Annotated in this window: 8 protein-coding genes; 2 read left to right on the top strand and 6 right to left on the bottom strand. The window is 73.0% G+C overall.

What is annotated here, in order from left to right:
• Positions 1 to 932: metallophosphoesterase (locus tag ASE20_RS15650; protein WP_157538488.1), on the bottom strand; the 932-nt coding region annotated here is incomplete at its 3' end.
• 110 nt (positions 933 to 1,042) lie between these two features.
• Between ASE20_RS15650 and ASE20_RS15645 the strand changes: the two genes are divergently transcribed.
• Positions 1,043 to 1,498 carry a GatB/YqeY domain-containing protein gene (locus ASE20_RS15645; protein WP_056895485.1) on the top strand — a complete coding sequence of 152 codons (456 nt, stop codon included), beginning with the start codon at positions 1,043 to 1,045 and terminating at the stop codon, positions 1,496 to 1,498.
• A gap of 71 nt (positions 1,499 to 1,569) precedes the next feature.
• Here the strand turns inward: ASE20_RS15645 and ASE20_RS15640 are convergent, their stop codons facing one another.
• Positions 1,570 to 3,912 carry a transglycosylase domain-containing protein gene (locus ASE20_RS15640; protein WP_056895484.1) on the bottom strand — a complete coding sequence of 781 codons (2,343 nt, stop codon included), beginning with the start codon at positions 3,910 to 3,912 and terminating at the stop codon, positions 1,570 to 1,572.
• 213 nt (positions 3,913 to 4,125) lie between these two features.
• On the opposite strand from ASE20_RS15640, the gene ASE20_RS15635 reads away from it, so the two are divergent.
• Entirely contained in the window at positions 4,126 to 4,407 is a 282-nt protein-coding gene (locus ASE20_RS15635) for a WhiB family transcriptional regulator (protein WP_056895483.1), read from the top strand.
• A 7-nt stretch (positions 4,408 to 4,414) separates the two neighbouring features.
• On the opposite strand, the gene ASE20_RS15630 is transcribed toward ASE20_RS15635, so the two are convergent.
• The 4 genes from ASE20_RS15630 to ASE20_RS15615 all read right to left on the bottom strand — a co-directional run bounded on the left by ASE20_RS15630 (position 4,415) and on the right by ASE20_RS15615 (position 9,847).
• Positions 4,415 to 5,614 carry an ArsA family ATPase gene (locus ASE20_RS15630; protein WP_082612468.1) on the bottom strand — a complete coding sequence of 400 codons (1,200 nt, stop codon included), beginning with the start codon at positions 5,612 to 5,614 and terminating at the stop codon, positions 4,415 to 4,417.
• Between the two features lie 67 nt (positions 5,615 to 5,681).
• Positions 5,682 to 6,680, bottom strand: coding sequence for an ArsA-related P-loop ATPase (locus tag ASE20_RS15625; protein ID WP_056895482.1), 999 nt, complete (start codon positions 6,678 to 6,680; stop codon positions 5,682 to 5,684).
• 36 nt (positions 6,681 to 6,716) lie between these two features.
• A complete protein-coding gene (locus ASE20_RS15620) occupies positions 6,717 to 9,149 on the bottom strand; it encodes an FtsX-like permease family protein (RefSeq protein WP_056895481.1) in 2,433 nt (810 codons plus the stop codon).
• A complete protein-coding gene (locus ASE20_RS15615) occupies positions 9,149 to 9,847 on the bottom strand; it encodes an ABC transporter ATP-binding protein (protein ID WP_056895480.1) in 699 nt (232 codons plus the stop codon). The genes ASE20_RS15620 and ASE20_RS15615 overlap by 1 nt, the downstream gene beginning before the upstream one ends.
• Positions 9,848 to 10,037 lie beyond the last annotated feature (190 nt).

The raw sequence follows: 10,037 nt of genomic DNA, 5'->3' as shown, positions 1-10,037 counted from the left end.
CAGCCTCGGGGCAGCAGGGTGAGCAGCACGGCCTCGGGCCGGCAGCCGATCCGGACCCGGGTGTACGGGTTGGTGCCGATGCCCGCGGACACCTCCAGCCAGGCCGACCCGGGGTCGCCCGGGCGGGAGTCGGCGGGGTGGCGGTGGACGCCGCGGGCGCGGGCGGGCTCGAGGTCGCAGTTGGTGGCGTACGCGCGGGAGCCGCCGGGCAGCGGCAGCCGCACCTGGCCGCCGTGGGTGTGCCCGGCGATGATCGCGTCGTACCCGTCGGCGGCGAACTGGTCCAGCACCCGGAGGTACGGCGCGTGCGCGACCGCGAGGCGCAGGTCGGCGGCCGGGTCGGCCGGGCCGGCGACGGCGGGCAGGTCGTCGTAGGACAGGTGGGGGTCGTCGACGCCGGCGAACGCCAGCGTGGTCTCGCCGACGCTCAGCCCGGCGCGCACGTTGGTGAGGTCGAGCCAGCCGGCGGCGGTCATCCCGGCGCTCAGCTCGCGCCAGGGCAGCTGGGGGACGTCGGTGTGCCGGGTGCCGTCGTCCGCCGTCAGGTAGCCGAACGGGTTGCGCAGGCCGGGCTCGAAGTAGTCGTTGGAGCCGTGGACGAACACGCCGGGGACGTCGAGCAGCGCGCCCAGGCTGTCGAGGACGACCGGCACCGAGCGGCGGTGGGCGAGGTTGTCGCCGGTGTCGATCACGAGGTCGGGCCGCAGGGCGGTCAGCGAGCGCAGCCACTCCTGCTTGCGGGTCTGGCCGGGCGTCATGTGGATGTCGGTCAGGTGCAGCACCCGCAGCGGCCGCATGCCGGCCGGCAGCACGCGCAGGTCGTGGCGACGGACGCCGTACTGCCGCGCCTCCCAGAGGGCGTACGACGTGACGGCGGCTCCCGCGACACCGCCGAGGCCGGCGCCCCGGACGAGCGTGCGGACGAAACCCATGCGTGAAGTCTCGCGTACAGCAGGCAGAATCGAGACATGAACTCACCCCACGGCGTTCTTCGCCTCCCCCGCTTCGCTCCTCCGCCGAACAACGCCGCGGGGACCCCGAGATGAGCCTCAAGGAACGACTCCGCACCGACCTCACCTCCGCCATCAAGGCCCGGGACGAGGTCCGGTCGTCGACCCTGCGGATGATCCTCACCGCGGTCACGAACGCGGAGGTCGCCGGCAAGGTCGCCAAGGAGCTGACCGACGACGACGTGCTCACCGTGCTCTCCAGCGAGGCCAAGAAGCGGCGTGAGGCCGCGGTCGCGTTCGAGGAGGGCAACCGGCCGGAGATGGCTGCCAAGGAGCGGGCCGAGGCCGCCGTGATCCAGGACTACCTGCCCGCGCAGCTCGGCCCGGAGGAGATCGCCACGATCGTCACCGCGGCCGTCGAGCAGGCCGGTGCCGCCGGCGCCGGCCCCAAGGCGATGGGCCAGGTCATGGGCATCGTCACCCCCCAGGTGAAGGGGCGTGCCGACGGCGCCGCCGTCGCCGCGGAGGTACGACGCCAGCTCGGCTGATGGTCACCGTCGTCACCAGCGGATTCGTCCCTCCCGAGGGGTGTTGGGGACGAAGTCGCTGGTGAGGACCGTCAGCCGTTGCCGCGGCCGTTGTTGCCGTCGTCCGGCGGCGGGTTGCCGCCGCCGTTCCTGGGCTTGCCCTTGGGCTTGCGGGCCTTCGGTCCGCTGGAGATGTAGATCGTGATCGTGTCGCCCGCTCCCGCGCGGTCGTCGGGGTAGGCGTAGGCCACGAGGCCGCGGCGGTAGCCGGAGGTGCGTGAACCGCCCCGTACGGCGGTGAAGCCGGCGGCCTCGATGCGGTCCGCGGCCTCGTCGTAGGTGAGGCCGCCGACCGACGGCACGGGGATCAGCAGGCCGGCCACGTCGGTGGAGGAGGGGCGCTCGAAGTCGTCGTCCGGCAGCCACTGGGCGATCGTCTTGAAGGCGTCACCCCAGATCGGGCCGGCGGTCGTCGATCCGGACGAGGTGTACAGGGTCTGGCCGCCGACGGACTTGTAGTCGAGGGACTCGGGGTGGCCGGCGCGGTTGACGCCCGCGACCACCGACGCCCCGGCGAGGTTCGGGGTGTAGCCGGAGAACCACACGGCCTGGTTGCCGGTCGTCGTACCGGTCTTGCCGGCGGCGGGCTGGCCGGGCGCCAGGGCGGAGCCGAAGCCGCCCTCGATGACGCCGCGGAGCACGTCGTTGACCGCGTTGGCCACCGGGCTGGGCAGCGCCTGGGTGCAGTCCTTGTCGTACTCCTTGAGCACGGTGCCCTCAGCGTCGGTGATCTGGGTGACCGGGCGCGCCGTGCAGTGGACGCCCTTGGCGGCGAAGGTCGCGTAGGCCTCGGCCATCTCGAGCGGGCTGACGTCGGCGATGCCGAGGGTGAAGGACGGCACCTGGGCCCGCTTCGTGAGCTCGGTGATGCCCAGGCGGCGGGCCAGCTTCCACGGTTCGCAGATGCCGGTCTCCTGCTCGAGCGCGGCGAAGAAGGTGTTGACGGACTTCTGGGTGCCCTCGTAGAGGTTCGGGTTGGACGAGGCGCTGGTCGAGTTGTGGACCGGCCAGGTGCCGCCGCTCTGGTAGGGGCCGTCGCAGGTCTCGAACGAGTTCTCGGCGAAGGTGCGCTCGGACGGTGCCGGGAAGGTCCGGGTGAGCGGGATGTCCTGGTTGATCGCCGAGGCGAGCACGAACGCCTTGAAGGTCGAGCCCGGCTGGAAGCCGGCGGCGTCGCCGTACCGCGTCGGCACGGTGTAGTTGAGGAAGGTCTGGCCCTTGCCCTTGCCCATCGGGCGCGACTGCGCGAGGGCGCGGACGTCGCCCGAGCCGGGCTCGATCAGCGCCAGGCCGCCGATCGCCAGGTCGGACTTGTAGACGTGGGCGCTGACGGAGTCCTGCGCGGCGCGCTGGAAGCGCATGTCGATCGTGGTCTTGATCGTGAGGCCGGCGTTGAAGATCATCCGCTCGCGCTCCTCGGGCGTCTCGCCCAGCGCCGGGTCGGTCTTGAGCCAGTTGACGACGTAGTCGCAGAAGAACTGCGCCCGGGAGTTCACGCAGCCGTTGGGCTGGTCCTGCACCTTGAGGCCGAGCCGCGTCTCCACGGCCTTGTCGGCCTGGGCCTGGGTGATCACGCTCAGCTGGGCCATCCGCTCGAGGACGACGTTGCGGCGGACCTTGGCCTGGGGGGCGTTGCGCGTCGGGTTGTAGGCCTCGGGGCTCTGCACCAGGCCGGCCAGCATCGCCGACTGGCGCAGGTTCAGGTCCTTGGCGTTGGTGCTGAAGTAGTGCTGCGCAGCGGCCTGGACGCCGTAGGCGCCGTCGCCGAAGTACGCCGTGTTGAGGTAGCGCTCGAGGATCCAGTCCTTGCTGTGGCGCTTCTCCAGCGCGATCGCGTAGCGCAGCTCCTTGAGCTTGCGGCCGTAGCTGTCCTCCTTGGCCGCCTTGATCGCCTCCTCGTCACCGTTGGCCTGCGTGATGAGGGTCAGCTTGACCAGCTGCTGGGTGATCGAGGAGCCGCCCTGGGTGACGCCGCCGGCGGCCTGGTTGGTGAAGAGCGCCCGCACGGTGCCCTTCAGGTCCAACGCGCCGTGCTGGTAGAAGCGGTAGTCCTCGATCGCGACGATCGCCTCGACCATGGTCCGCGAGATCTGGCGGAGCGGGACGTTGACGCGGTTCTGGTCGTAGAGGGTGGCGATGACCTTGCCGCCCTTGTCCTGGATCTCGGTGCGCTGCGGGAGCTGCTCGGTCTCGAGCTCCTGGGGCAGGTCGTCGACCGACTCGGCGACGTTGCGCGCGGTGAAGCCGACGACCCCGGCGAAGGGGATGGCCAGGCCGGAGACCACGACACCCAGCACGGCCGACACGAGCAGCATCACACCGAGGTGCGAGAGGATCTTGCCGGGCGGGAGGCCGTCGAAACGGGTGCGGGACATGCGGTCAGGGTACGTGACCGGCCTGTGCCGCCCGGATTCGCCGAGGGGGCCCGGACGACGAACGGCCAACACCTGTCTAGTCCTATGTGACTAGACAGGTTGGGCCCAATGAGCGGTGGTCGTGAGCGCCGGACTCCTTTACTTTGTTCCAGTCGGGAAGACCAAGCGCTGTGGGGGTGCTGGCTTCCTGAGTGGGAACCACAAGGGGACAACATGTGGGTTGACGACTGGGCGCCGCGCGCCGCCTGCCGGGAAGAGCAGCCTGACCAGCTCTTCGTGCGGGGTGCCGAGCAGAACAAGGCCAAGCAGGTGTGCGCGGGTTGTGCCGTCCGCACCGAGTGTCTCGCCGAGGCGCTCGACAACCAGATCGAGTGGGGCGTCTGGGGCGGCATGACGGAGCGGGAGCGCCGCGCGCTCCTGCGACGCCGCCCGAGCGCGTCGTGGCGCAAGGTCCTCGAGGACGCGCGCGACCGCCAGGGCACCGCCGCCGTCTGAGCGAAGCTCAGGCTCCTGCGGCGAGCAGGTCACCGACGCGGCGCAAGCCGTCGAGGTCGTGCACGTCGCCAGCCAGGGCCGGTACGACGACCGTCTCCACCTGCGGGTGGGCGGTCGCGAACCGGTCCCTCAGCGCGCGCTCGCGCAGCACCATGCGGACCCGGTCCGCGTGCAGCCGGAGCAGTCCGGCGGCGACCGGCGTGCCGACTGAGCCGTCGAGGCCCTCCGCGCGCCTGAGGCGCTCGGCCGCGGCCATCGCCTCGTCGGCCGACAGCGTGCCCGCTGGCTCCGGGCTGGCGCGGTTGATGACCAGGCCGGCCAGCGGCATGTCGTCCTCGCTGAGCCGCTCGACGAAGTACTCGGCCTCGCGCAGTGCGTCCGGCTCCGGGGCGGCCACGACGAGGAACGCCGTACCGTCGGCCTTGAGCAGCGAGTAGGTCTGCTGCGCGCGCTGGCGGAAGCCGCCGAAGACCGTGTCGAGCGCGGTGACGAAGGTCTGCAGGTCCTTGAGGAACTGCGCGCCCAGGATCCGGGTCAGCGCGTTGGTGATCAGGTTGAAGCCCGCCGACATCAGCTTGGCGGGGCCCTTCGCGGGCGCCATCAGCAGCCGCACGAAGCGACCGTCGAGGAAGCTCGAGAGCCGCTCGGGGGCGTCGAGGAAGTCCAGCGCCGAGCGCGAGGGCGGGGTGTCGACGACGATCAGGTCGTAGGTGCCGGCCTCTCGTGCGTCCCGGTGAATCTGCCCGAGCTTCTCCATCGCCATGTACTCCTGCGTGCCCGCGAACGAGCTCGACAGCGCGATGTAGAACGGGTTGGCCAGGATCTGCCGGGCCTTCTCCGGGCTGGCCTGCGAGAGCACCACCTCGTCGAAGGTGCGCTTCATGTCGAGCATCATCGCGTCGAGGTGACCCTCGCCCCGGACGCCGGTGACCGGCCGCGGGGTGTTGTCGAGCGCCTCGATGCCCATCGACTGCGCGAGCCGGCGGGCCGGGTCGATCGTGAGCACGACGACCTTGCGGCCGCGCTCGGCGGCGCGCAGGGCGAGCGCGGCGCTGGTGGTCGTCTTGCCGACGCCGCCGGAGCCGCAGCACACGATGATCCCGGTCGCCGGGTCGTCGATCAGGGCGTCGACGTCGAGGGCGCCGGCGCGTCGGCTCGTCGGCGACGCGGGACCCACCCGGGTGGTGCGCTGGCTGCTCCTGCTCATCGGGGTCCCCGATCGTTCGTGCGCCGGAGGAGCGCGGCGGGGGAGGCGTGGAACCGGTGGGGGTGATTCATGCCATCCCCTGCTCTCGGAGGAGCCCGGCGAGCTCGTAGAGCCCACCGAGGTCGATGCCGCCCGCCATCTGCGGCAGCTCGTACGACGGGACGCCCAGGTCCGCCACGAGGGCGCGCTGCGAGTCCTCGAGCGCCCGGCGCTCGGCGTGGTCGGCGGCCTCCTGCAGCAGGCCGTCGACGAGGTCGGCGGAGACGTCGATGCCGCCGGCCGCGAGGTCGGCCTCGAGCGCACCGCGGTCGAGGCTGCCGGCCCGGGCGGCGGTGAGCTGCTCGGCCGACAGGTCGCGCGGACGGACCAGGTTGACGACCACCCCGCCCACCGGCAGCCCGGCGGAGCGGAGCTCGGCGATGCCGTCGGCGGTCTCCTGCACGGGCATCTCCTCGAGCACGGTGACCAGGTGCACGGCGGTCCGGGGCGAGCGGAACAGGGTCATCATCGTGTCGGACTGCGACTTGATCGGGCCGACCTTCGCGAGCCCGGCGAGCTCGTTGCTCACGTTGAGGAACTGCGTGATCCGGCCGGTCGGCGGGGCGTCGAGCACGACCGCGTCGTAGTCGATCGCATTCTTGTTGCGGCTGTTGCGCTGCACGGCCTCGTAGACCTTGCCGGTCAGCAGCACGTCACGGACGCCGGGGGCGATCGTCGTCGCGAACTCGATCACCCCGAACCGGTCGAGCGCCTTCCCGGCGCGGCCGAGGCGGTAGTACATCGAGAGGTACTCCAGCAGCGCGGACTCCGCGTCGATGTGCAGCGCGTGCACGACGCCGCGGCCGCCGTCGGCGTCCGGGAGACCGGTCGTGAGCCGGCGCTCCTGGTAGGGGAGCGGGTCCACGTCGAACATCCGGGCGATGCCCTGGCGTCCCTCGACCTCGCAGAGCAGCACGTTCTTGCCCCGGCCCGCCAGCGCGAGCGCCAGCGCGGAGGCGACCGTCGACTTGCCGGTGCCGCCCTTGCCCGTCACCACGTGCAGGCGGACCTTCCCCCAGTCACTCACCCGCGCAGCGTAGCGAGAGACCGGGAGAAGGGTGTGTCACTCCAGGGCGAGACCCGCGGCCGGAGCGGTCCGCGCGGCGCGTCGGGCGGGCAGCACCGAGGCGGCGAGACCGGCGAGAGCAGCGAGGACGACGACCGCGCCGAGCTGGGTCCACGGCAGCACCAGGCTCGCCCCGGTGACGACCGGCTCGACGAGCGAGCGGACGCCGAGCCAGGCGAACACCACGCCGAGCACGGTCCCGAGAGCGGTGGCCACGGTGGCGAGCAGCACGGCCTCGGCTGCGAGCATCCGGCGCACCTGGCGCCGGGTCAAGCCGAGGGCGCGCAGCAGGGCGTGCTCGCGACCGCGCTCGAGCACGGACAGGCCGAGCGTGTTGGCGATGCCGACCAGCGCGATCACGACGGAGATGCCGAGCAGCCCCACCACGCCGCCGCTGAGCACGTCGAGCTGGAGGTCGACGTACGCGCGGTCGGCGAGACCGTTCTCGATGCCAGCACCGAGCGGCGAGCCGATCGCCTCCATCGAGCCGGCGAGGTCCTCCGGGTCGGCGTCCTCGTCGGCCCGCACCCAGACGGCGTGCAGCCGCGGGCTCGGGTCGAGCCGGGCGAGCGTGCCCGGGGCGACCAGCGCCGCCTCGCCCCAGCCGTCACCGGCCCGCACCCGGAGGCGGACGGTGCGCTCGCCGACGGTCACCGCGACCCGGTCGCCGACCTCGAGGCCGTCGCCGATCAGGTCCCACGGCAGCACGATGGCGCGCGGGCCGGGGGTGCGGACCTTGCCGTGGAGGACGGAGTCCGCCCCCGCCGGAGGTACGCCGAGCACGGCCACGTCCCCGAGTGCGGCGACCTCGGCCGTCGTACCGGTGACGGGGAGGGCGGCCGCGACGCCGTCGACCGCCCGAGCCCGGTCCACGGTGTCGGCGGGCAGCGCGCGGGCGCTGGTGATCGCGATGTCGACCGGGTGCTGGTCGTCCATCTCGTCGGCGAGCGCGGAGCGGGAGCTGGCGAGGCCGGTGAGTACCGCGGTGGTCAGGGTGACCCCGATCAGCAGGGAAGCCGTGGTGGCGGCGGTCCGGCGCGGGTTGCGCACGGCGTTGCCGGCGGCCAGCCGGCCGGCCGGGCCCATCAGCCGACGGCCGAGGCGGGCGAGCCCGCGGACCAGCGCCGGCACGAGCACCGGACCCAGCAGCAGGACGCCGACGAAGGTCGCGACGCCACCGGCCACCAGGGCCGGGGGGACGGCGGCGGCCAGGGCGACCGCGAAGGCCGCCGTGCCGGCGAGGAGCAGCAGGACCCCGGCGGCGACGCGGGTCCGGCCGGTCGCCGTACCGACCTGGGTGCTGTCGTCGGGCCGCAGCGCGGCGAGCGGGCTGACCCGCACGACCCTGCGGGTGGGCAGCCACGCCGCCACGACCGGTACGCCGACCGCGAGCGTCGCCGCGACGACGAGCCAGACGGTGCCGACCTCGGCATCGCCCAGCCGCGCCTCCGGCCACTGCCCGTGGATCAGGGCGACCAGGCCCTGCCCGGCGGCGAGCCCGCCGGCGGTGCCGAGGACCGCGGCGAGCAGGCCGAGGGCGAGCGACTCGAGGCGCACCGAGCGGACCACCTGGCGCCGCGTCGCGCCGACGCACCGCAGCAGCGCGAAGTCCCGGCTGCGCTGGGCGAACAGGATGGTGAAGGTGTTGTTGATGACCAGCACCGCCACCAGCAGGGCGACGGCCGCGAACAGCAGCGCCACGATCGCGATCACGTCGACGCCGCGGTTGACGTCCTTCTGGACCTCCTGCACGAAGGCGTCGACGGTGTCCGGCTCCGCCCCCGGTACGACGGCGCGGATCGCGTCGCGTGCTCCGTCGTACCCGGGCTCGGGGCCGGCCCAGGCGAGGCTGCTGACGTAGAGGTGGTCCTGCCAGCGGGCGAGGTCGGTCCACAGCACGTAGACCGACGCGACGACGTAGGTCGACGGCGAGTCGACGAGGCCGACCACGGTGACGTCGAGGGCGGAGCTGCCGGTGCCGATCCGCAGCCGGTCGCCGACGGCGAGGTGGGCCGCCTTGGCGGCGTTGTTGTCGAGGACCGCCTCGCCCGGTCTGTCCGGGAAGCGCCCGGAGGTCAGCTCCTGCCAGCGCCCGGCCGGCTCGTCGGCGACGGGGCCGATGTCGCTGTCGGTGGAGACGACCCTCCCGTCGTGGCTGAGCTGCTGCAGGGTCCAGCCGAGCAGCCACGCGTCCGCGCCCTGCTCGGGGGCGGCGGCGAGCAGCCGGGCCGCGTCGTCGGGGGAGGGGTGTCCGAGGACGGCGTCGGCGCCGTCGTACGGCTCGGCGAGACCGGAGGTGAGGCCGTCGCGGACGGCCGAGGAGAGCGAGGCGGTGACGAGCACGAGCACCACGCCGACGAGCACCGCGAGCAGTGCTGCGCCGTACCGGCGGGTGTGGGTGCGCAGGGACGCCAGGAGCACGGTCCGCATCAGGCAGCGACCTCGCGGCGCTCGACGATCCGGCCGTCGGCGAGGACGACGACGTCGTCGGCGTACTGCGCGGCCTCGGTCTCGTGGGTGACCATGACGACCGTCTGGCCGAGCTCGCGCACCGACTGACGCAGCAGCGAGAGCACCTCGGCGGACGCCGCACTGTCGAGGTTGCCGGTCGGCTCGTCGGCGAACACGATCGCCGGCTCCCCGAGCAGGGCGCGCGCGATCGCGACCCGCTGCTGCTGGCCGCCCGAGAGCTCGGCCGGGCGGTGGGTCAGCCGGTCGGCGATGCCGAGGGAGGTGACGACCTGGTCGAACCGGTCCCGCAGGCCCGTCGTCGAGCGGCCGGCGAGCTCGGCGGGGAGCCAGATGTTCTGCTCCGCGGTGAGCATCGGCAGCAGGTTGAACGCCTGGAACACGAAGCCGACGTGGTCGCGGCGGAAGTGGGTGAGCGCGTCGTCGTCGAGGTCCTCGAGGGCCTGGCCGGCGACGGTGACGCTGCCGGAGGTGGGCTGGTCGAGGCCCGCGAGGCAGTGCATCAGCGTCGACTTGCCGGAGCCGGACGGCCCCATGATCGCGGTGAACCGGCCCGCCGGGAGGTCGAGGTCGATGCCGCGCAGGGCGGGGACGAGGGTGTCGCCGCGGCCGTAGGACTTGGTGAGGCCGCGGGTGCTGGCGGCGAGGGGAGAGGTCATGCTCCGAGCCTCACCGTGATCGCCGCCCGGATCGTCAGGCCGCGGGTTGATCCGGGTGTCCGCCCAGCGGTGTACGTGGTGCCGTGCCGGACACCGTTGGTCGAGGAGTCGCGCAGCGACCGTCTCGAGACCTCTGGCCGTGGTGCTGGGACCGGCTCGTTCTGCTGGTTCCTGTCGCGGTGGCTCCTGC

Origin of the sequence: Nocardioides sp. Root240, from assembly GCF_001428825.1 — a bacterium.
Lineage (GTDB): Bacteria > Actinomycetota > Actinomycetes > Propionibacteriales > Nocardioidaceae > Nocardioides.
Note: the sequence above shows the minus strand (reverse complement) of the source record. Positions and strands in the feature narration are given on the sequence as shown.